20 protein-coding genes are annotated in these 22,416 nt (G+C 38.6%); 6 read left to right on the forward strand and 14 right to left on the reverse strand.

Annotation, left to right across the window (positions count from 1 at the left end):
• Nucleotides 1-11: 11 nt before the first annotated feature.
• The 13 genes from I6F53_RS09070 to I6F53_RS09130 form a co-directional block, all read right to left on the reverse strand.
• Nucleotides 12-2,357: a hypothetical protein gene (locus tag I6F53_RS09070; protein ID WP_197239255.1), complete on the reverse strand. Its 2,346-nt coding sequence runs from the start codon at nt 2,355-2,357 to the stop codon at nt 12-14.
• Nucleotides 2,354-2,923, reverse strand: coding sequence for a hypothetical protein (locus I6F53_RS09075; protein ID WP_197239256.1), 570 nt, complete (start codon nt 2,921-2,923; stop codon nt 2,354-2,356). The genes I6F53_RS09070 and I6F53_RS09075 overlap by 4 nt, the downstream gene beginning before the upstream one ends.
• A 70-nt stretch (nt 2,924-2,993) precedes the next feature.
• The gene (locus tag I6F53_RS09080; protein WP_197239284.1) at nt 2,994-3,404 is read right to left on the reverse strand and encodes a hypothetical protein; all 411 of its coding nucleotides are present in this window, start codon (nt 3,402-3,404) and stop codon (nt 2,994-2,996) included.
• A 205-nt stretch (nt 3,405-3,609) separates the two neighbouring features.
• Nucleotides 3,610-4,500: a hypothetical protein gene (locus tag I6F53_RS09085; protein ID WP_197239286.1), complete on the reverse strand. Its 891-nt coding sequence runs from the start codon at nt 4,498-4,500 to the stop codon at nt 3,610-3,612.
• 71 nt (nt 4,501-4,571) lie between these two features.
• Entirely contained in the window at nt 4,572-4,850 is a 279-nt protein-coding gene (locus I6F53_RS09090; protein WP_197239288.1) for a hypothetical protein, read from the reverse strand.
• Nucleotides 4,851-4,874: 24 nt separating this feature from the next.
• Nucleotides 4,875-5,120, reverse strand: a complete 246-nt coding sequence (traN, locus tag I6F53_RS20845) for a conjugal transfer protein TraN (protein ID WP_197239289.1) — start codon at nt 5,118-5,120, stop codon at nt 4,875-4,877.
• A 620-nt stretch (nt 5,121-5,740) separates the two neighbouring features.
• Nucleotides 5,741-7,660 (reverse strand): DUF7305 domain-containing protein, encoded by a 1,920-nt coding sequence (locus I6F53_RS09100; RefSeq protein WP_197239291.1) that lies wholly within the window; start codon nt 7,658-7,660, stop codon nt 5,741-5,743.
• A complete protein-coding gene (locus I6F53_RS09105) occupies nt 7,661-8,173 on the reverse strand; it encodes a PilW family protein (protein WP_165741665.1) in 513 nt (170 codons plus the stop codon).
• Nucleotides 8,170-8,580: a prepilin-type N-terminal cleavage/methylation domain-containing protein gene (locus tag I6F53_RS09110; RefSeq protein ID WP_165727826.1), complete on the reverse strand. Its 411-nt coding sequence runs from the start codon at nt 8,578-8,580 to the stop codon at nt 8,170-8,172. The genes I6F53_RS09105 and I6F53_RS09110 overlap by 4 nt, the downstream gene beginning before the upstream one ends.
• On the reverse strand, nt 8,574-9,026 hold the full coding sequence (locus I6F53_RS09115) for a GspH/FimT family pseudopilin (RefSeq protein WP_165741667.1): 453 nt from the start codon (nt 9,024-9,026) through the stop codon (nt 8,574-8,576). Before I6F53_RS09115 ends, I6F53_RS09110 begins: the two co-directional genes overlap by 7 nt.
• Nucleotides 9,017-9,415 (reverse strand): type IV pilin protein, encoded by a 399-nt coding sequence (locus I6F53_RS09120; RefSeq protein ID WP_197118742.1) that lies wholly within the window; start codon nt 9,413-9,415, stop codon nt 9,017-9,019. The genes I6F53_RS09115 and I6F53_RS09120 overlap by 10 nt, the downstream gene beginning before the upstream one ends.
• Nucleotides 9,416-10,497: 1,082 nt before the next feature.
• A complete protein-coding gene (locus tag I6F53_RS09125; RefSeq protein WP_442960587.1) occupies nt 10,498-11,901 on the reverse strand; it encodes a sugar porter family MFS transporter in 1,404 nt (467 codons plus the stop codon).
• A 67-nt stretch (nt 11,902-11,968) separates the two neighbouring features.
• On the reverse strand, nt 11,969-13,009 hold the full coding sequence (locus tag I6F53_RS09130) for a LacI family DNA-binding transcriptional regulator (protein ID WP_197239295.1): 1,041 nt from the start codon (nt 13,007-13,009) through the stop codon (nt 11,969-11,971).
• A 210-nt stretch (nt 13,010-13,219) separates the two neighbouring features.
• On the opposite strand from I6F53_RS09130, the gene I6F53_RS09135 reads away from it, so the two are divergent.
• The gene (locus I6F53_RS09135; RefSeq protein WP_197239297.1) at nt 13,220-14,830 is read left to right on the forward strand and encodes a glycoside hydrolase family 43 protein; all 1,611 of its coding nucleotides are present in this window, start codon (nt 13,220-13,222) and stop codon (nt 14,828-14,830) included.
• 105 nt (nt 14,831-14,935) lie between these two features.
• Here I6F53_RS09135 and I6F53_RS09140 read toward each other — a convergent pair whose 3' ends face one another.
• Complete coding sequence (locus tag I6F53_RS09140) at nt 14,936-15,892, reverse strand: Gfo/Idh/MocA family protein (protein WP_197239299.1); 957 nt, start codon at nt 15,890-15,892, stop codon at nt 14,936-14,938.
• Nucleotides 15,893-16,054: 162 nt separating this feature from the next.
• On the opposite strand from I6F53_RS09140, the gene xylB reads away from it, so the two are divergent.
• From xylB to I6F53_RS09165, 5 genes are all read left to right on the forward strand, one after another.
• A complete protein-coding gene (gene xylB, locus I6F53_RS09145) occupies nt 16,055-17,512 on the forward strand; it encodes a xylulokinase (RefSeq protein WP_197239301.1) in 1,458 nt (485 codons plus the stop codon).
• A 30-nt stretch (nt 17,513-17,542) separates the two neighbouring features.
• Nucleotides 17,543-18,862 carry a xylose isomerase gene (xylA, locus tag I6F53_RS09150; protein WP_007375167.1) on the forward strand — a complete coding sequence of 440 codons (1,320 nt, stop codon included), beginning with the start codon at nt 17,543-17,545 and terminating at the stop codon, nt 18,860-18,862.
• A 39-nt stretch (nt 18,863-18,901) separates the two neighbouring features.
• The gene (gene tal, locus I6F53_RS09155; protein ID WP_197239303.1) at nt 18,902-19,840 is read left to right on the forward strand and encodes a transaldolase; all 939 of its coding nucleotides are present in this window, start codon (nt 18,902-18,904) and stop codon (nt 19,838-19,840) included.
• A gap of 58 nt (nt 19,841-19,898) precedes the next feature.
• Nucleotides 19,899-21,917 carry a transketolase gene (tkt, locus tag I6F53_RS09160; protein WP_197239305.1) on the forward strand — a complete coding sequence of 673 codons (2,019 nt, stop codon included), beginning with the start codon at nt 19,899-19,901 and terminating at the stop codon, nt 21,915-21,917.
• Between the two features lie 107 nt (nt 21,918-22,024).
• Nucleotides 22,025-22,408: a hypothetical protein gene (locus I6F53_RS09165; protein WP_166419466.1), complete on the forward strand. Its 384-nt coding sequence runs from the start codon at nt 22,025-22,027 to the stop codon at nt 22,406-22,408.
• Nucleotides 22,409-22,416 lie beyond the last annotated feature (8 nt).

A 22,416-nucleotide genomic window follows, 5' to 3' on the forward strand; every position in this document is an offset into this window, starting at 1 on the left:
GCGCTGTGGAGTTAAATCCAGAGCAACACAAAGAAGCTGCTTAACAATTTAGGCGACAACTGTCTTGAAAAACGCCGTTGTGTTGGAGAAATACTTTTAGTAACAACACCAGATCTTTGCCTTTCAAATATAAATAAAGGTCCGTGGTTTATTCGTGAATTTCTGATCATCTTAAACCACTGGCAAGATTCTGTATAATCTAAATTTAAGCTTTCAAAAGATGTATTCAAGAAGTTATCTATGGAACGGCATAACTTAGGTTTTACTACTCTTATCAAACCCCTTAAACAGCTAAGGTGTGCTTGATAAGCAGCAATTTGTTCATTTAAAACTGAAGGTAAACACACTAATCTAGAGTGCGTAAAATCGATATCATCCTTATCACTTATCCCCATTAGGCTTAATGATGGAAAATACAGAGAAAAGGTAGGTAAAGGGTTCCAAACAGCTCTATAACCGCTTCCAAACATTAACATCCACGCCACATAAACTGTGAACGCATTATGGTATTCTAAAATTGCATCTAATTGTTTTAATGAGTCTAACTTTGCATTGTCAATGTCTGATGTTAAAGCTGTAATGAGGTTCTGAACAGTCTGATTTTCCGGTGTGAATTTAGAGCCTAATCTTATATTCTGCTTGTCAAAATATAGCAACTCGAAAAGCTTCACAGGTAATTTCTCTTTGCAATAATCATAATAATCCGACTCAACTTCTTTCCAAAATGCAGATAGTCTTTCACACCGTGTAATATCGTCAATATTACTATAACTTCTAGATACTCGAGTCGAATACATTTTTATATCATAACTATAATCTACAAAAATAGGGTCTATCACAGCCGTTGCATTAATATAATTTACAATGAAATTACTGATACTATTGATACTTAATCTTCCACTGTAAGCTGCATCTGATACTTTTTTTAATTTTTTAGATAAACTACTTTCAAGTGATGAAAAATCGCTTGCGTTAATAAGTAAACCTTCTCTTCTTCCTTTTAAGTTTTTAATGATTAAATCAGTCAAAAAAGTAGGACAAGCTGTAAACACTTCAGCCTCAGTAGAAATAAGGCCAACGTTTTTTAGCGTTGTTTTGGCTTCTTGTATTAGTGGGAAATACCACCAACCTCGTCCATTTTCATCTAAAAACAACCCTCGTTTTTTATCATCTAACTTATAAAATATATGTAAACTTTTTATTTCTTTAAATGTTTTACCTAATAAAAACATCAGCCACCCAACTACAGATAGTTCAATATTTATATCTGAACGACTATGTTTAATTAGTGTATCAAATAACAACCTCAGCTCTGGTGCCTTCAACAATCGTATATCTTGATAGGCAACATTATGAGCTCGGTGCACATTGCGAGTTATATCTATCTGCTCTTTTTTCTTACTGGCAGGACTTAAAACCATTTTAATGCTTTGATGATCAGTTTTATCTCTTTCAGTATTACTACCATTATCAATCACAAAAGGCATCTGAACTTCAGAATCTTCTGGGTTAAGCCCCTCGGTATCTGATGAAGCTGCAGAAAATGGAATTAAAACTGATAAATCATCTATCACTCCAGCAATAGGTAAACTATTAGATTTTTTATACCGTTTAGCTATTGTACTGATATCACGGTACGAATTTTTATGAAGACGTGCTGGTTGCCAGTCATTCTTATAAAAGTGAATTAACGTATTTAAATAGCCCCTCTCTGTAGTATGACTCGTATATATATCATTACTGATAATTATTTCTAACTTACTCACTATTGATGGAGTCGGTTCAGGGTAACCTATTAGTATGTGGTCTTTATTCAGATCAAAGGTTACGTTAGACTTTTTCATTAGTAAACGAAACTTATTACAAACCTCTGCTTCCCTTGTTGATGAGCTAGTGGCTAATTCAGGATCTGTAAGTGTGTCTATAGCTCTAAAGTAATGACTAATAAAATTAGCAAGCAAATTTAATGAATTTTCATCTTGCTTATACTCATATGACTTAATAAGTAACACATAGAATGGTATCTCGTTACACCATCCCTTTTTATAGCTACTACGCTTAAAACTCTCTTTTAAGCCGGGACCTAACTCAACGTCATACTCACAAAAAGCATCACAAATATACTCAGCGAGACATAACTCACTTTTAGTAAATAGCCATAGCTTTTTAGATGTGTGATTCATCCTCTTTAGTAATAAAAACACTTGAGCTAGACCACTCAGATCATCCGGTGCACTTATACGGGAAATAAAGTCTTCAAAATCAGATCTTATATCCTCATGACTGATTTCCAAGTTGAACTTTTTGCAATACAACTCAATATGCTCGAGAAGTTTAACTTTTAGCATACCCATCATAATTTAATCACTTTTGTACTAATTTTAAGCCATTTACATAATTCCGTTTTTGTTTTTATCGAAGGAAATAAAGCTCGCCATTCACTCGAATTAATAACTGACTCATGGCCTTTAAATAAGCAAACAAGCAGTTCTGAGATTGAAGGGCCCGATGCATTTAAGTACTGCTTAAGAAGTAGTCGTACAATATCATTTAAGAAGATTAAGCGTCTGAGATCTGGTGAAGGGCGTTTAGGAAGGATCAAACATGGAATAAGCTCATTAGATTGTGCTTTAAGTCTGCAAATTTTATGATATGTAAACAAGCCAGAAACTAGTTTCAACTTTTCGTTATCAGTTTTATATCCAATTATCGGAGCTTGATAAGCATCTAGTTTCCAAGTAGTTATTGTATCAAAGCTATCATTTGAACTTGGTTTCAAAAACGAAAGTAGATTTATATTACTGATTAAATTACTTGTGGTTTTTTCAAGGGAGATATTTTCTGCAAAAATACTTTCAAATGTACATTTTTCTAATAAGTCATCGATTTTTTCTAGTTTAATTTCTACGTTATCTTTAATCATGCTAATCACCAAAACAATAAGCTGCCACCTTTTATTTTTATAACGTGGCAGGAAGAGAGTAAATAAACCTTTAAACGTTGTATAAATATTCAAAAAGTTTGGCACTACCAGAAAAGAAACTAACCTTATAGTTTAGCGTTAACTCCCCATCCGTGACTGGTATACCAGTAATCGCATAGCCGTTGGTGTCAAAATCACTCGGTGTATCCCACTCAAATAAGCAGTAGCCACTACTTTGTGTACCGCCCTGCATTGCAGTCGTTAAATCCGTTGTCGTGGTACAGTATTCACCGTCAGACAGCTTACTTGCGTTAAGCTGAAACGGCTTTACTTGGGACACAAGTTCAGTGGAATTGTTTACAAGCTCAAAAGTGGGCTTTGTCGCCTCAATAGTGCCTGTAAATGTATAAGCGGGTTCATCTGCTAACGCATTTGCAGATAACAGGGCCATCCCTACCAGAGGTAAACATTTAATACGCATTTCAGTCGCCTTAAGAAAAAATCACATGGATACATTAACAAGTGATTTTCAATCTACAGTTAAAAAAAAATGCTGAATCGAACATAAATAATCTGTTTTTTAGAAATTGGGCTTTTTTTGGGGGTTTTGGTGGTCTTTTGTTGGATTGGAAACCACCAGCTACAACACATGACTAAAAAGTGTGTCTTGCTGGTGGCTTTAGTGGTTAGTTAATTTTGGTGTATGTGTAATCCGCTACGTTGATTTTGTATTGCTTTTTAATACCCGTTTCTTTGGTGGTTATTTGGTAATATATAGCTAAATCGTCTATCGGTGCGCCATCGGTAAATTTAGCATCTTTAATGAACTTATGAACACGCCCGCTATTTATAACAACAGGTACTTTAGTTGCCGTTTGGTAGTTAAACTCTGATCCGTACTCACTATGATTGGGTGTAATATACAGACTAATATCATCGCTTTTATATCTTCCCATTACATGGGCTGCGAACTTTTGACCATACACATTAAATCTAACATAAGCACTTTGCGTGGCTTTGTCATAGCTTTCAATTTCTGGGTGTTGAATTGTAAAGAAACATTTGCCTATGCCTTTAACGTTTTTGCATACACCAACGTTTAAATCAAAATTATAAAATACCGGCCTTGTGCGCTCAGGTACATAGCTTGGCGGATCAATACGTGGCAGGCCAAAGTTTGTTATCATCGCCTCCACTTTACCTCGTGCTTTATCAATTAATAATTCAGGGGTGTTTAACTCTGCCTCACTCACACCATCTAGCCTAACTAATAGCTGGGATGTTTTCGATGTATAATCATCTTCAATTAAATAATCACTCAGTGAATTTTGTGCTAACCCAACAAAATCTAATGACACAAGCTGCAAGACCTTCATCGCACCACTTCCCGCCACTTTGCGGGTGCCTTCATCCCCATTTTTTGAGTCAACAAACTTATTAGTACCCATTAACCGCATCGTAGTTTTTGCATAAGAATCTCCCTCGCTGGCGGTAAAGTCCTCATGGATATCAGGAGTTGATGAGCACCCCGCTAATAGTGCTGTTAAAAAAAGTGTTGCTAATGTTTGTTTAAGCATTGTTTTAATTCTCATTTTGTTTAGTTGGTTCTATATTAATGTAATTTTAAAATCGGGCAACTCATAACATATTAACCCCCATTATCATTAAAGTAACAAGCTAATGGCCGTGGACTGTACGAGCAATCAATGTCATCGCCTTTAATAAGTCCGCGTGCTTCGTCGGCCCTATCCGATAAATTCACTTCATTTGACCTATCAATGGTACGGCTAATACCATCATCGCGTTGTGCGTTATTTAACGTTCGGCCAGAGCCGGTAAGTTTCTCTACATCTTGGTCAAAACTGGTAATTCCAGACTCAAGCATAATGTCTATCCATTCCGACAAATCAATTTGGTTCCAGTCCAAATTGCTCAGCTCTACGGGTGTTAATCATGGGCAACTTCGCAGTGTAGACCCGTCAATGACGTCTTCTGAATACGCGCCTAAGTCATGGCCTAACATAGGGCTTGCTTGCTCCATTATAATGCGAGCTAAAATTGAATCGTAGCAACAATGGTCTTGTCTTCTTATATAGCACACCCCTAATGTGTCCTTCGCGCAATACTTATCCCCAATCGGTATGCATTGCTTTTTTATCTTAAGTAATAATTTCAGTGTATAGGTTTTCCTAGCCAAACCCTTTTTATCATATTAAGAAGGAGTCATTTTTGACATTTTTAAAATGTGCCTAAATAGCGCCTAAATTTGATGATAAATATTGTAAAAACCATAATAAACAGCTCACCCAAATAAATAAAAAACAATAAGGCATTGAAAATAATATAATTAATATTATTTCATAAGGTTATTTATATTTTGAAGGAGACAAACTAACGTCTTGACATGGTAGGGGTCGGTGGTTCGAATCCACTCAGTCGTACCAACTTAAAAATAAAAACATCTAAAAGAAAAAGCACTACTCACTCTTGAACAACCGTTCTGTAGTAGTGATTTTGGCCACCCATTAAGAAAGAAATGTTATGCTAATAAGCATACAAATTTGGGTGAAAAAATGAACTTATTAATAAACTGCAAAGAAAAACAAACGTAGCTCCCGAGCTCCTATTTTTACCGTTTTGACATAAACGTATATGAAAAATTAAGAGAGTTTGGTTTTAAGTTTTAAGTTTTAAGTTTTAAGTTTTAAGTTTTAAATTTTAAATTTTAAATTTTAAATTTTAGAATATTAATAAGAGCAATTAATTTAGCAAGCCTAATAGCTTCTCTTATAGAAATAAGCTTATTAGCAGTATTTTTTATTCATTGCTTTGTTCAATGGGTGTAAAGCGCCAGCCTTTAAAAACTAATTTGCTTGCTGATCCATTACTACCAGATGAAGAACCACCAAAACTAGCCTCATTTAATGCCGTGTCAAAGTGAATACCACCAGCACCACTTACAATAACTGTATCTCCTAAAATAGATCCTTTAAAACCAACAGCTGAAGTAACTTTAACTTGTGTAAGAGGTGCGTATATAACAGCGTAAAGCTCTTGTGTACCACCTGAGAACTCTATTCCTGTGTCATTTCCATTATATGAACTATAAATACTAAAAACAGGTCGCCCTTCGTCTGTAATGCCATTGTCGGGGGTGTGAACCTGTGCACCACTGCCTATTTGAAACTTTCCTTTAATTATTATAGTTAAACTGCTGTTATCAGGGATCGTTAGCGAACTTGCGCCATTCATTGTAAAATCACCATCTACAAACATAACCGCATTGTGGTTGCTTTTTACCTGCATTCGCCCCTTAATTGTCACGTCATCAAAATAAAATATTTGAGTTGCTGAATCAAGAAAAGTAGCAGCTTTAGCATTAATAGTCCCATCTGGAGTACTACCAAAATCTACTAAAAAGTTAGCCTCATTAGTCTCTAATTCGAGTAAGTCCCCAGCACTGCTATTGTTATTTATAAAAAGGTCAGGGCTTGTTGTAGTAACTGACACGCCATCAATCGCTGTTTTGATATCAAGTGGGTCACACGTAGTTAACCCTCTATTATTTTCACTCTCTGGTGTTATTTTTTCAACAGGCTCAATAGTTGGTATTGATATTTCTGTACTTGATACTTTATAAGGTAAAAAAGCATACTCTGGTGTATCGTCTTTAAAAGATCCGTTACCTGCGTATCTTAAATCTTTACTATCAATAGTACTGCCCCACTGTTTAAGTGTTACATTACCTTGAACACGCACTCCACCGTATACGGTTCCACCTGTTTGTTCATAATTACCGGAAGTATAAACACCGTTACGTATTATTGTTTGTGTAAGAGCCACTAAACCATATGAACGAATTGTTCCTTGGACTGTATTACCTGTAACCGAAATAGAACCGGATGAACTCACATCTCCACCAACTGGCGTTTGCTGTATTGAGATAGATTGGTTTGCAGAAATACTACCCGAAACAGTACCACTACTTTGTGTGAAGCTTAAATATGCAGATGCATCTCCTCCAATAACCACACCACCAGAGAGTATTAAATTGCCATTACTATGAATATTGCCTGTAACATCTGCGCCTTGAATAATTGATAAGTTACTCGAGGATAAAACATCACCTTCAATTGTGCCGCTACCATTGAGCGTAATATCACCAGTATCGTTAACTGTATTAACAAAAGATTCTTCTGATGTATTTTTACTGCCATCATCTAGCGTGTCGTTATAATCCCCTAAAGACGAATCATAACTATCAATTAAGCCACTTCCACTAATTGCAACACCAGAACATCCTGTAATTCCATTAGAAAAAACTGAGGCACTGGTAGTTCCGCCGCCACCTACTACATATTCAAATATAGCTTGCATTTGGTCCTCGCCTTCAAAGCGGGTTCCTTCGCTAGAAATTAAAATATCGCCATTACTGTCAATCTCGATGGTTGCATTGTATATACTAGATTCAAGTGAGCCTGTTCCAGAAACTTCACTATTACGGGCTATTAGATCATTAATATTTATAGTCGGGTCTGCAAGCATTGCTGTTTCAAGTTTTTCCATACTTGAAAATATGCCTTTTTCAGACATCAACCTTGCGTTCAACTTTTTCTGAAAATTACCACTCAAACGTTCCTGAATCACACTATCTCTAAGAGTGCTAAGTACAACAATTGAAGCCATAGATGTTAAAATAAGTACAGTAACAAGCGTAAAACCAGATGTATTTTTCATTTATTGAAATGCCTTATTCATTACCATTTGCGACAAAGATATATCAATAACTAAGCTGTTATTAAATTGGCTTGGTAAGTTTGTAGGTTCTACAAGGACACTCACAACATTGTTATCAATTAGATAGCTGATTGTATTAACACCTTTTAATATTTTTACTTTGCCATTACCTATATCACAAAATAATGAGTCGTCTTCGTGACTATATTTTTCAGTGAATGGCGCATTAATTATTGAGCCTGTGCATGCAAGTACACCCGATTCTTGCTCAACACTTAAAATATTATCGCTATAAGTAGGAATTGAGCTGGTTTGTTTTAGACTTCGTGTAAATACTTTACTGCTAAATCGGATTACATCTAATGCATTTTCTAAATCTTTTGCTGTGCTGGTACTGCTATTAATTGAAGAATAAGCCAGGCTCACACCACCTAATAAAAACATACCTGCAGCAAGTGCAACCATAAGCTCTATTAACGTAAAACCATGGTGCTTATTTATTAAATTTTTCATGGCACGCATCCAGCAGGTAGCGTCGGAAAACTTCCTGTAATTACAACACGGTTTTCTAAATTGTCAGTCAAACGTTTATCTTGCCATGTTATTTCAACAGTTAAATCATTAGAAAAATCCGCTGGTAAAATAAGTGTATAGGCATCAATCTGTGGAGATAAATAAGCTCTGAAATCAGCATCATTGTACAAATCAGGATTCGTTTGTTGCAGTTCGCATAGGTGTGGCCAAATTCGTTCTAATACATTATTAGCCTCAATTATAGATACCGTATAATTAAAACTGTTTGTTATGTATTGCAATGATTTTAATTGCCCTGAGGCTAATCCTAATAAAGCCACGGTTGCAATAATTAATGCAATCATAACCTCTAAAAGAGAAAATCCTTTATTGCGATTCTTTAGCATGTTTCAGGCGCCTCAGCTAACCAACTTTGCCCGCTTTGTAAAATACACAGTGTAAAATCAGAAGTTGAGCTATCACCATCGGTTACTAAAATTTGATAGGATTGACTTAATTCGCCTGTACTTGAAATATTAATATCTTCAAGGCCGACTGAAATGCTGTTATGCGTGATTTCAAACATGTTTAACATTGTTTGCTTAGAGTCTATTTCTGTTTGTACCTGCCATTGGCTGTCTGTTAGTTTGAGCGAGACTTTTTGATCCCTTTTGACCGCTTCGCTTCGCGCGAACTTAAAAACACTATGCAATTGGTTCGAGTTTGTAATTAATCGATCCCGCTTTATAAAAGTAATAAACGAAGGAGCCGCAACGGCAGTTAGAATACCGATAATAGTCATCGTGATTAAAACTTCGAGTAAAGTAAAGCCAATGCTTTTTTTTACCAACACTGGGATTTATCTGCAGACTTTGTACCGCTTTGATTTACAGACAACTTGCCACACTCGTCACTTTTTTGTGCACCTTTAGGAGTAACTTGTATTGTAAATTCAGACCCATTTGAAGCACCTGTAGTTGCATCGGTTGTATAGCTAAAGGAGTAATAATCTGAGGTAGGAAAAGTAAATGTACTTGGGTAGCCACCAACACGGGTGTATTGCCTTTCTAAAACAGCTGTTTGTTGTAATAAAATCTGTTGCACATCTGCTCTTCTACTTTGCTGTATGTAGCTCGTATAACTAGGAAGTGCAATTGCATATAAAATCCCAATAATTGCAATTACTATCATTAATTCTATAAGAGTAAAACCGGAAGGTTTCTTAACCCGCTGTGTGTCCAATTATTTAATTCCATTATTTATAGCAATATGTTTAATTTTGCAAAAATTAAGCCAAGATTCATTTTGTAGTACATGATAGTGCCAAACAATGTGCTGTCAATAATATAAAAGTTTGAATATTAAGGATTGTACGATTAACTTCAACAATACCCTGAATTAAACTAACACATCTAAAAAGTTGCACTAAAACAGTGCGTTAGGTAACTCCTTAGAATAATTATATATTTAATTAAAACCAACCCTTAAGTACTGCAGGCTTTAGCATTTTATTTATTTAATAAATAGGCGTGGGTTATTACTCTAAAAAATAATTTAAAAAAATTCGTGCGGCCTTTTACCTCACTATTTAAGTTTCAAAAATAATTACCTGTATTTTATTTAAGCATTTTTATATTGAATTTTATCCACTAGAAACAAAACCTCCCGTGTGTTATTTTTAAAAATATAAGTAATTAACCAGTTTAGGAGCTTTTCTTGAAAACTACGCCGCCCTAAGCAAACACGTCTATTTTCATCAGCACACTTCGTGCAACTCTAATCGCCGCCTGCGCGAGAATCTCTGTTATTTAAATAAAAAAAAGCCGAGAAAAAAAGCCGAGGGTCAAATCTTGACTTCAGATATCAAAATTTTTGAATGACGGGTTCTCGCTCACTGCAGACTATCAGCTGTATTTGCTTTTTAGTTGCTTATTACACAAACTGCGCAACTACGTCTTGTTAAAAAAAACTACGTCACGTCTAATATTATTCATTTTTAGAACATGGCCGAAGGTTGATGACCCAGTTAACAACTAAGGGAAAACAGCGATGGAGGCAGCTTAAATCGAAATAATAAAAGTGTAAAAAATGATGTTAAACGCTATTACTGATCGTGATATTGAACAAGCGACTTACACTTTACTTAAATGCATTAGTAATTTAACTATTGAGAAGTGAGATAGTTACTGCGAGTTTATAAAGTGTTTGGGTTTAGTAAAAAAAGCTTAACGAGTGAAGCAGTCTAACAACGCCAAAACTATTGCTTTAGTTCTATTATTCTAGTTCTATTGCTTTAGTTTTGGCGCTTATTAAAGGAATAATATTTACCCTTTCATTTGTTCAAGCTCTTTGCCTTTGGTTTCGTGTAAAAACTTAAATACAAATATAATTGAAACAAACGCGCAAAATGCGTAAAAACCATAAGCCCCAGCTAAACCAATGCCTGTGAGCATAACAGGGAACGACCAAGTAATTAAAAAGTTAGCTATCCACTGGGCAAAGCCGGTAACTGCAAGGCCAGAGCCGCGAATTTGGTTAGGGAACATTTCACCTAACATAACCCACATTACAGGGCCCCACGATAAGTTAAAAAAGAATACATACGCATTAGCGGCTATTAAAGCAACTATGCCCTGCTCACCTAATTCTAAGTTACCGGTTGGGCCCATATCTGCATTTAAAAAGGCATAAACAATAACCGAAAGCGTCACTGTCATACCTATAGAGCCGGTTAACAAAAAAGGTTTTCTGCCAATTTTGTCTATAAAATACATGGTAATAAACACCGCTAAAATACTTACAAAACCGCTTATTATATTAATGAGTAACGCGTCAGATTCAGTAAAGCCTGCGGCTTGCCAAAGTACCGCGCCGTAGTAAAAAACAACGTTAATGCCTACTAATTGCTGAAATGTCGCTAAGCCAATTCCTATCCAAACAATGGGGCGTAAACGTTTTTTAGGTTTATCAATAAGATCCGATAATTTAGGTTGGTGTTTATCGTCAGCAAGCGACTCTACTATTTCATTTAATTTATGAGCGGCAGTTTTATCACCATATAATGACGATAACACCCGTGCAGCAGCGTCTTTTTTACCAGCCATAATTAAGTATCGAGGGCTTTCGGGGATAAAAAATAAAGCGATTAAAAATAAGCATGCAGGTAATAATTCAACCCAAAACATCCAACGCCATGTTTCAAAGTCGAGCCAAAATAAAGCCGTAGAACCGCCAGCCGTATTTGCTAAAAAGTAGTTACTCACAAATGCGCTAAACAAACCAAAAATAATAGCCACTTGTTGAAGTGTAGAGAGCGTGCCTCTGTATCGCGCCGGGGCAATTTCGCTAATATAAGCTGGGGTCATAACCGACGCAGCCCCTACAGCTAAGCCGCCTAAAATGCGATAAATCACAAATTCAAACGATGTGGCTGACACACCCGAACCCCAAGCACTTATAATAAATAAAGCAGCGGCAAAAAGTAAAATTGGACGCCGACCAAATTTATCAGCTAACCGACCTGCGCAAAACGCACCAATGGCACAACCAATTAGCATGCTCGATACGTTAAATCCCGTACCTGCACTACTGGAGCCAAACGCTGTTTGGAGTCCATCAACCGTGCCGTTAATTACGCCGCTGTCAAACCCAAATAAAAACCCGCCAATGGTCGCAACAAAGCAAACCAGTACTATTAAAAGTACATTTTCTTTCTCGTTCATAAGTATCCATATTGTGTGTTGTTGTTATTTTATATAGATTTTGAAGCTCAAAAGGGTGTGCGTTTTAGCTTATTTAGTTATTTTTGTTGGTTGAGCTTGATTCTCTTTCTATTAATTCAAAATCTAAAATATGTCTTAAGTCTAAGCTTTTTACATTGCTTAAATCGTTATACTGACCCGATGCAAGTAAAGTAATCGCAAGCTCAGCCATTTCATTAATGGGCTGTTTTACCGTAGAAATATTTGGCCAAACTATGGTTGCAAGTTGCGTGTCATCAAAGCCAACAACCGAGAGTTCGCTTGGAATATTAATACCTTGCTTTTGAGCTATTGAAATTACAGCGGCCGCCATATCATCGTTAGCTGCAAAAATAGCTGTTGGTTTATCATCAAGCGAAAGTAATTTTATTGCCGCTTCCATGCCCGATTGATAGGTAAAACTGCCCTGCTCTATATACTCAGGTGGCGTTATTATTTTATTAGAGCGCAATGCATCTAAATAACCTTGGTAACGCAAACGGCTTACACCTTGTTTGGTGTCGCCAATAATATGTGCAATTTTGCTATGCCCTTGATTTATTAAATGCTCTGTAACATCAAACGCCGCTTGGTAATCGTCCATGCATATATAAGGGGAACGATTTAATTTTGTATCTGGTGTTATTCTTACAAACGGAACATTTGCTTTAGTTAGTACATCTAAAACCTGTTCGTTGTCGCACATAGGAGGCAGTAAAATCATGCCATCAACCTGTGTAACATCAATAAGTTGCTTTACCGATTCAATTGTTTTGTCAATATCGGTATGCGCTTCGTCAACAACAAGGTGATAGCCCAATGCGCGGCATTTTTTAAGCGCTGCCAATAAAAACTGGCTTATGTAAGAGTCACTTGGGTTATCGTACAACAGCCCTAAAAAGAATGACTTAGTACTAGCAAGGCGCCTAGCAGACACGTTTGGCCTGTAATTTAATTGCTCAACAACCGCCATTACTTTTTCGCGGGTTTTGTCGCTTACTTTTTTGTCTTGGTTGAGCACGCGCGAAACTGTCATCATTGATACACCAGCCTGCTCGGCTACATCTTGTATTCTTGCTCTTTTAGGGTCGGCCATATTCTTATTACCTACTCACAATCATTTGATTGTTATAATTAACTTTCTTAATTTTCATTATACATAATTGTAAAGCTTGATATTGTTTACAGCGCGTTTTAAATGATTACTTATTGACAAAGTCTTATACTACACTGAAAATGTTAGCGCTAACAACAAATTTATAAAATTCACAAATAATAATATAAAAAACTTAATAAGGCCTATATTATGAGCATGCTGCAAAACCCAATCCTAAGAGGCTTTAACCCAGATCCCAACATTGTCAGAGTGGATGATGATTACTACATAGTCACCTCAACATTTGAATGGTTTGGCGGTGTGCAAATTCACCACTCTACCGATTTAGTAAATTGGCGAGTTATAGGCCAAGCACTTAACACCGTAGAGCAACTCGATATGCGAGGAGTGCCCGACTCTTGCGGCGTTTGGGCACCGCAACTTAGCTTCAGCAATGGGCGTTTTTATTTGGTGTATACCAATGTAAAAAGCTTTGATGGCCCGTACAAAGACACGCCAAACTATTTTGTATCAACCACTAATATTACCGGTAATTGGTCACAGGCTACTTACTTAAATTCTAGCGGTTTTGATCCGTCTATTTTTCACGATGATGACGGTAAAAGTTATTTACTCAATATGTTGGTTGATCACCGCAACAACGCACTATTTGGTGGCATAGTAATGCAAGAGCTTTGCCTACAAACCAATAAATTAATAGGCGATGTTAAACCTATATTTTCAGGCACAGAACTTGGTTGCACTGAAGGCCCACATATTTTAAAACGCGGTGATTACTACTATTTAATTACCGCTGAAAGTGGCACAGGGTATGAACACTGCATTAGTGTTGCTCGCGCTAAAAACGTATTTGGCCCTTACCAAGTACACCCGTACAACCCCGTAATAACAGCAGCCCACGAGCCGAGTAATACGCTGCAAAAATGTGGCCATGGGGATTTTTTTCAAACGCAAAATGGTGACTGGTATACGGTATTTTTAACATCAAGACCGCTGTCTGAGCGCGGCCGATGTATTACAGGGCGTGAAACAGGGATTGAGCAAGTAATCTGGAAAGACGATGGCTGGCCTTATGCAAAACACACAAATAAAGCCCCGAGAATACACGTACCCGTTGAAGGTTTAACGCTAAATCCCCAGCCGCAACCTCCTGCACATATTGATTTTAGTAACGATGAGCTTACTGTTGATTTTCAGTCATTGCGTATACCTATGTGCAAAAGTTGGGTCTATAAAAACACCCAAAAAGCATCGCTCACCCTAGTGGGAAAAGAGTCTTTAAGCTCATTGCATCAACAAAGTTTTATTGCCAGGCGTGTACAGGCTCATCATACTGTTAGCAGCACATGCGTTGATTTTGCGCCGTGCAGTTTTCAGCAAATGGCGGGGCTAGTATGTTATTACAACACCGCACATTACTACTATTTGCATATAAGCGGCGGCGATGTAGGCGATGAAACCACACCGCGTTATTTAAATATAATAAGCTGCGATAAATACCAAACAAGTACGCCTGTTGCACCGCTTTTGCTTAAAACAAACAAACCTGTTTACTTAAAAGCTGATTTTAATGGCGCGCAGCTACAGTTTTATTATGCTACCGAGAAAAACTGCTGGATAAAGTTTGGTCCAGTGCTCGATGGCAGTATTTTATCTGATGATTACGTGCAGCAATCACCACAAGGGTATCGCCCGTGTTTTACCGGCGCTTTTGTTGGTATGGCCTGCCAAGACTTATCGGGGAGAAATAAAGAAGCTCACTTTTCATTTTTTAATTATGACGAACCTAGCGGCGAATAAATCGCCGCCAGTTAAGTTTATTAGTTGATTGAAAGCTTTTTGAAACTGCTTTAAAGCTCATTCAAAACTCTTTTAAAGCTTTATTAAAGTCCTCTTAAAACTATTTTAAAACAGGGCTTTAATACGCTCCATTTGTGATTGTAAAAGTAAACTTTGAGAGTGGCTCATAATGTCACTCTCTCGTTTATTTTCGCTCAGTAAGCGCCCTACTTCTTGGGCTTCAAAGCTGTAACCTTGTGACTGCCTGCCATCTTCAAAATGCTCAATTAAGTCATCAAGCTCATACAAAGAGCACTCATAAGCTCTAAATGCATCGGGTATTTTTATATAGCCTTTGTCGCCAATAATATACGCGCCATTCCCTAACCGGCATTGAAATGACGTTCCTAAGCTCACCATGACATCGCCACAATTAGCAGTAATAAGTACATCGTCTTCCACGCCTTTATAGCGAATATTTGCTCTTACGTGTAAGTTTTCAAGGTCGTTATTTAAAAAGTAATTGGCAATGGCAAGCGGATAAATTCCCATATCAAGTAAACAACCGCCCGCTAAATCTGGGTTGTATTCACGCCCGTCGGGGTTAAAAGGCACAGGGTAACCAAAGTCAGCTTTAACATGTTTAATAGTGCCAATTCGCCCTTGCTCTACCCATTGTTTTGCTTTTTGTATTGCAGGTAAAAAGTACGTCCACATGGCTTCCATTAAAAATACGTCGTGCTTTTTAGCCAGTAAAGACAACTGCTTGCACTCTTCAGCCGAAACCGTAATGGGCTTTTCGCACAATACATGCTTACCTGCTTTAATAGCATCGCTGGCATTTTTAAAGTGAAAGTTATGCGGGGTCGCAATGTAAACTACATCAACGTTTTTATCGTCAAATAATGCCTGATACCCTTCGTAGGCATTGGCCGCACCATACTTGCTCGCAAAAGCGGTTGCATCATCCCCATTTCTTGCTGCAACTGCGTACGCAACACCATTATTTGTATGTGCTAAGTCTTCACAAAATTGTGCAGCAATTCGGCCACAACCAACAATACCCCAGTTTATTTTTTTCATAGTGTTTCCTTATGATCTTAAAAAGAAATTTAAGTGAACTCCAACAACCAAGCAATAAACTTGCAAATTAATTGTTAAACATAGTTTAAAACTAGCTTGACTTAACAATATCAAATCATTAATGTTAGCGCTAACACTAAAACAACATTAAGCATCACATTTATGTTCCTTGGTATCGATTTAGGCACTTCAGGTGTAAAAGTAATTATTTTAGACGAGCAAGACCAATTGCTTGCTCAAGCAAGTGGATCTTTAAGCGTTTCACGCCCAGCACCACTTTTTTCTGAGCAAAACCCTACAGATTGGTGGCTTGCTACATGTAGTGCAATTGATGAGCTTAAAAATACTCACCCTGCATTACTAAAATCGGTAAAGGCTGTGGGCCTTTCTGGGCAAATGCATGGCGCTACGCTGCTTGATAAAAACAATAACATTATTCGCCCAGCCATTTTATGGAACGACGGGCGCAGTGCAGCACAATGTGTAGAGCTTGAAAAACGCGAACCAAATTCTCGTAATATTACCGGCAACATAGCAATGCCTGGTTTTACTGCACCTAAATTGGTGTGGTTAAAAGAGTTTGAACCAGAAAACTTTGCAAAAGTAGCCAAAGTATTATTACCAAAAGACTACCTACGCTTTTTAATGACCGGTGATTTTGCATCAGACATGTCTGACTCAGCAGGCACACTGTGGCTAGACGTAGAAAAAAGAGCATGGTCGCAAAAAATGCTTAGCGCTTGCGACTTAACAGAGCAACACATGCCTACCCTTTTTGAGGGCACACAAATTACTGGCAAATTAACAGCCCAAGTTGCTGCTAAATGGGGTATGGAGCAAGTGCCTGTTGTTGCAGGTGGTGGCGATAATGCCGCAGGCGCTGCTGGTGTTGGCGTAGTAAGGCCTAAACAAGCGTTTTTGTCATTAGGTACTTCGGGCGTTTACTTTGTTGCTAACGATAAATACCTGCCTAACCCAGAAGGTGCTGTACATACTTTTTGTCATTGCATTGAAAACACCTGGCACCAAATGTCAGTGGTGTTAAGCGCAGCAAGCTGTTTAACCTGGGTCACTAAATTAACCGGTTTTAAAAACGAAAGCGCATTGCTTGAACAAGTAAGTAAATGCGATTTTAGCAAACCAAGCTCAGTCATATTTTTACCTTATTTAACTGGCGAGCGTACGCCGCATAATAACCCCGATGCCAAAGGTGTGTTTTTTGGTTTAGACAGCGATACCGATGCAGCAGCCCTTGGCCGCGCAGTACTCGAGGGCGTTGCTTTTGCCTTTGCCGATGGCCAACAAGTTCTGCTTGATGCTGGCGCACAAATTGACGATGTAACCGTTATTGGTGGCGGCGCTAAGAGCCCACTGTGGGGAAAAATCATCGCAAGCGTACTTAACCGCCCCCTTATTTACCGAGAAGGCTCAGAAGTTGGCCCTGCATTTGGCGCCGCAAGACTTGCCCGAATAGGAGTAGAACAACTCCCTGCACAACAAGTGTGTGTTAACGGCAAAGTAACGCAAACAATTGAGCCAGACCCAGTTATGCAAGACTTTTACGCACAGCAATACACAACATACAAAGCACTTTATCAAAGTGTAAAAACATACTTTTAATACACTATTATAAAATTAATGGAGCACATTATGAGCGAGCAATTTTTTACAAACGTTGAAAAAATTAAATTTGAGGGTGAAAACTCTAAAAACCCATTTGCATTTCGTTACTACGACGAAAACCAAGTAGTGCTTGGCAAAACAATGAAAGAACATTTACGTTTTGCAGCCTGTTACTGGCATAACTTTTGTTCTACTGGGTTTGATATTTTTGGTGAAGGTACATTTGATCGTCCTTGGATCCAACCTGTAGGCAATCAATTAGAACTTGCTGAACAAAAAGTAAAAGTAGCCTTTGAATTTTATGAAAAATTAGGCGTTCCTTACTTTTGTTTTCATGATGTTGATATTGCCCCTGAAGGCAAAACACTACAAGAAAGCCACGATAACGTAACGCACATAGCTAACATTATCGAAAAAGAAATGCAGCGCACAGGTGTAAAACTACTGTGGGGTACTGCTAACTTATTCTCAAATCAGCGTTTTTGTGCCGGTGGTGCAACAAACCCTAATCCTAATACGTATGCATACGCAGCAGCACAAGTTAAACATGCAATGGAAATTACGCATCGCTTAGGCGGCGAAAACTACGTACTTTGGGGTGGCCGTGAAGGTTACGACACGCTACTAAATACAGACCTTGCACAAGAAAGCGAACAGTACGCACGCTTTTTGAAAATGGTTGTAGAGCACAAGAAAAAAATTGGTTTTAAAGGCACATTATTAATTGAGCCAAAACCACAAGAGCCAACTAAGCACCAGTACGATTACGATACAGCAACGGTTGCAGGCTTTTTATATAAACATGGCTTACAAGACGAAATTAAAGTAAACATTGAAGCAAACCACGCAACACTTGCGGGTCATAGTTTCCATCACGAAATTGCAGTTGCTTGCGCTGAGGGCATTATGGGTAGTATTGACGCTAACCGTGGCGACATGCAAAACGGTTGGGATACTGACCAATTTCCTAACGACGTAGCCGAGTGCACACTTGTTGTTTACGAAATTTTAAAAATGGGTGGTTTTACAACCGGTGGCTTTAACTTTGACACTAAACTTCGTCGTCAATCGTGTGAGCGTGATGACTTATTCATTGGTCACATTGGCGGTATGGATACAATGGCTAAAGCATTACTCAATGCAGCAGCAATGATTGAAGGTGGCGAGCTGACTGATTTTGTTGAAAAACGTTACGCTGGTTGGAAAGAAGACCTAGGTCAAAGCATTCTAAATGGTGAGCAATCACTTGAGAGCCTTTCTGCCTTAGTACACGAGAACAACATCGATCCTAAGCAAGTTTCTGGTCGCCAAGAGCTGCTTGAGAATATTGTTAACCGCTACGTATAAGGACATCGCGTCGGTTTTAAAGCCGAGGCGTACATCATTATGAACTTGTTAGAACAACTCAAAAAAGTAACCACAGTCGTTGCCGACAGTGGCGATGTAGAGTCAATCAAAGCTCTACAACCGGTTGATGCAACAACCAACCCTTCGTTAATTTTACAAGCTGCAAAATTACCCCAGTATAAACATTTAATTAGTGATGCTATAAGCAAAGCTGGCAACGACGTTGACGCTATTTGCGACCAACTTATTGTTAACTTTGGCTGTGAAATACTAAAAGTAATACCTGGGCGTATATCAAGCGAAGTAGATGCGCGTTTATCGTTTGACACCCAAGCAAGTATTGCCAAAGGGCGTAAGCTTATTTCACTTTACGAGCAAGCGGGTATTTCAAAAGACCGCGTACTTATTAAACTTGCTTCAACGTGGGAAGGCATTAAAGCCGCTGAGCAGTTAGAAAAAGAAGGCATTAAGTGTAACTTAACGCTGCTTTTTTCGATGGCGCAAGCCATTGCGTGCGCGCAAGCTAATGTAACACTTATATCCCCGTTTGTTGGTCGTATTCTTGATTGGTACAAAGCGGCTGAAAACAAAAATTACACCCCAAGTGAAGATCCTGGTGTGCAGTCGGTTACCGGTATTTATCAGTATTACAAAAAGTACGATTATAAAACCGTGGTAATGGGCGCAAGCTTTAGAAACATTGAAGAAATAATCGAACTTGCTGGCTGTGATTTACTCACTATTTCGCCACCGCTGTTAAATAGCTTACAAAGCCAAGAAGGTGAACTGGTTACTAAACTTGACGCTGCAAACATAACAAAAGCGCCGCGAAGTGAAATAACCGAGCTTACCCATCAGCAGTTTTTATGGCAGCACAACGAAGATCCAATGGCCAGCGAAAAGCTCGGTGAAGGCATTCGTAACTTTGCCAAAGACCAGCGTATTTTGGCTAAATTGGTTGAAGACCTACTACACTAATTTCCCTCAAGCCTGCCACATTACGTGCGGGCTTTTTTAATTTTATTTGAGGTAATACATGACTCAGCTTTCTTCTCGTGCGCCTTTTGCTAATGCCATTCGCGCACTCAGTATGGATGCGGTACAGCAAGCAAATTCAGGGCATCCGGGCGCACCTATGGGTATGGCCGATATAGCCGAAGTACTGTGGAACGATTTTTTAAACCACAATCCAAACGATCCTAATTGGCCAAACCGAGACCGCTTTGTTCTCAGTAACGGGCACGGCTCTATGCTTATTTATTCTTTATTGCATTTAAGCGGGTACGAACTACCACTTAGCGAGCTTAAACAATTTAGACAAATGCATTCCAAAACCCCAGGTCACCCTGAATACGGTTATACCCCAGGTGTTGAAACAACCACAGGTCCGCTTGGCGCCGGTTTATCAAATGCCGTAGGTATGGCTATTGCCGAAAAAGCCCTAGCAGCACAATTTAACAAAGAGAGTTTTGATATTGTTGATCATTACACTTACTGCTTTATGGGTGATGGTTGTTTAATGGAAGGCATATCGCACGAAGCATGTTCGCTTGCAGGCACATTAGGCCTGGGTAAACTTATTGCTTTTTGGGACGATAACGGCATATCTATCGACGGACACGTTGAGGGCTGGTTTACAGACGACACCGCTAAACGCTTTGACGCTTACGGCTGGCATGTAATAAAAGATATAGACGGCCACGACCCAGAACAAATTGCAAACGCTATTGCACAAGCCAAACAAGTGAGCGACAAACCTACTCTACTGTGTTGTAAAACCGTGATTGGCTTTGGCTCGCCAAATAAATCAGGCTCGCACGACTGCCATGGCTCGCCATTAGGTAATGACGAAATAACCGCTGCGCGTAAATTTTTAAACCTACCAAATGAAGCATTTAGTATCAGTGATGATATTTACGCACATTGGGACGCTAAACAAAGCGGTGATAAAAAACAAAAACAATGGCAGCAACTGTTTAGCGACTACACCAAAAGCCACCCAGAGCTTGGCAAAGAATTTGAGCGTCGCGTAATTAAACGCACGCTACCTGACAACTTTGAAGCCATAGCAAACGACTACATTGCACAGTGCAACAAAGACGCTGCTAATATTGCCAGCCGAAAAGCCTCGCAAAACACCATTGAAGCCTTTGCACCGCATTTACCAGAGTTATTAGGTGGCTCTGCCGATTTAGCCGGCTCTAACTTAACGCTGTGGTCTGGATCTAAAGGCATAAGCGCAGATGACGCCAGCGGTAATTACCTGTTTTATGGCGTGCGCGAGTTTGGTATGAGCGGCATTATGAATGGCATATCACTGCACAGTGGTTTTATTAATTACGGTGCTACATTTTTAATGTTTATGGAATACGCCCGTAACGCAGTAAGAATGTCGGCACTTATGGGTATTCAAAATATATTTGTGTATACCCACGACTCTATTGGCCAAGGTGAAGACGGTCCAACTCACCAACCTATTGAGCAACTAGCCAACCTACGTATGACCCCAAACCTAGTAACATGGCGCCCATGTGATGCAGTAGAAACTGCAGTGTCGTGGAAAAACGCAATACAAAATCAGCAGCAACCTACAGCGCTTATTTTTAGTCGCCAAGGGCTCAACCACCAGCCACGTACCGCTCAGCAAATTAGCGACATAGAAAAAGGCGGCTATATTCTTAGCGAAAGCAATAAAGCGCCTGAGCTTATTTTAATTGCAACGGGTTCTGAAGTTGATTTAGCAATGCAAGCCTCAAAAGAGCTTACAGCACAAGGTGTTGCAGTGCGTGTGGTATCAATGCCAAGCACCACATTGTTTGATCTACAATCAGACGATTACAAGCAAAGTGTATTGCCAAACTCGGTAGCAAACCGTATTGCAATTGAAACATCACACCAAGACTACTGGCTTAAATATGTTGGCTTACAAGGCAAAGTAATTGGTATGAGCACTTTTGGTGAGTCGGCGCCAGGTAACGTGTTATTAGCGCACTTTGGCTTTACCACCAAAAATGTAGTGAGCACCGCGCAGGCGTTAATTAAAGCCAACACTTAATATATTTAGTACGCGTAATGCGCTAAATAATCCAAACTTTATCCAATTAATGCGCTAAGCTTCCCAAAGCTCGGCGCATTTTTATAATTAACTAACAAAGGTGAACTATGAAATATTTACTATTAATTATGCTTTTTAGTGCAAGTACTAGTTTTAACGCATGGGCAAGTGACGAGCAAAATGATGAACTAATGCTAACGATTTTTTTAAAGCACGACCAATCAAAAAACCTCTCTGAAATAAAAGAAATACTAAACAACGCTAACTTTTACAAACACTTCCCACCAGAGGGCGCTACAGTAGAATCTTGGAAAGTAATGATGGGTATAGGGCAAGTAGTTACCTTGCGCTTTCCGGCAGCGTTATTACCAAAAGTAAATTTATCGATTGAACGTTATGGTTGGAAAGCCTACAGCACTGAGTTTTATCCAACATACGATCTGTACCCAATCGTAAAAGAAGAAATTAAAAAAGCCAGAATGAACAATTAAAAGAGTAA

Source organism: Pseudoalteromonas sp. SWN29 (assembly GCF_015864465.1).
Lineage (GTDB): Bacteria > Pseudomonadota > Gammaproteobacteria > Enterobacterales > Alteromonadaceae > Pseudoalteromonas.

Excerpts from the sequence above, each read along its gene's own strand:
- I6F53_RS09070 (WP_197239255.1), bottom strand. The coding sequence starts at position 2,357 with ATGATGGGTATGCTAAAAGTTAAACTTCTCGAGCATATTGAGTTGTAT.
- I6F53_RS09075 (WP_197239256.1), bottom strand. The coding sequence starts at position 2,923 with ATGATTAAAGATAACGTAGAAATTAAACTAGAAAAAATCGATGACTTA.
- I6F53_RS09080 (WP_197239284.1), bottom strand. The coding sequence starts at position 3,404 with ATGCGTATTAAATGTTTACCTCTGGTAGGGATGGCCCTGTTATCTGCA.
- I6F53_RS09085 (WP_197239286.1), bottom strand. The coding sequence starts at position 4,500 with ATGCTTAAACAAACATTAGCAACACTTTTTTTAACAGCACTATTAGCG.
- I6F53_RS09100 (WP_197239291.1), bottom strand. The coding sequence starts at position 7,660 with ATGAAAAATACATCTGGTTTTACGCTTGTTACTGTACTTATTTTAACA.
- I6F53_RS09105 (WP_165741665.1), bottom strand. The coding sequence starts at position 8,173 with ATGAAAAATTTAATAAATAAGCACCATGGTTTTACGTTAATAGAGCTT.
- I6F53_RS09110 (WP_165727826.1), bottom strand. The coding sequence starts at position 8,580 with ATGCTAAAGAATCGCAATAAAGGATTTTCTCTTTTAGAGGTTATGATT.
- I6F53_RS09130 (WP_197239295.1), bottom strand. The coding sequence starts at position 13,009 with ATGGCCGACCCTAAAAGAGCAAGAATACAAGATGTAGCCGAGCAGGCT.
- I6F53_RS09135 (WP_197239297.1), top strand. The coding sequence starts at position 13,220 with ATGAGCATGCTGCAAAACCCAATCCTAAGAGGCTTTAACCCAGATCCC.
- I6F53_RS09140 (WP_197239299.1), bottom strand. The coding sequence starts at position 15,892 with ATGAAAAAAATAAACTGGGGTATTGTTGGTTGTGGCCGAATTGCTGCA.
- xylB (WP_197239301.1), top strand. The coding sequence starts at position 16,055 with ATGTTCCTTGGTATCGATTTAGGCACTTCAGGTGTAAAAGTAATTATT.
- xylA (WP_007375167.1), top strand. The coding sequence starts at position 17,543 with ATGAGCGAGCAATTTTTTACAAACGTTGAAAAAATTAAATTTGAGGGT.
- tal (WP_197239303.1), top strand. The coding sequence starts at position 18,902 with ATGAACTTGTTAGAACAACTCAAAAAAGTAACCACAGTCGTTGCCGAC.
- tkt (WP_197239305.1), top strand. The coding sequence starts at position 19,899 with ATGACTCAGCTTTCTTCTCGTGCGCCTTTTGCTAATGCCATTCGCGCA.
- I6F53_RS09165 (WP_166419466.1), top strand. The coding sequence starts at position 22,025 with ATGAAATATTTACTATTAATTATGCTTTTTAGTGCAAGTACTAGTTTT.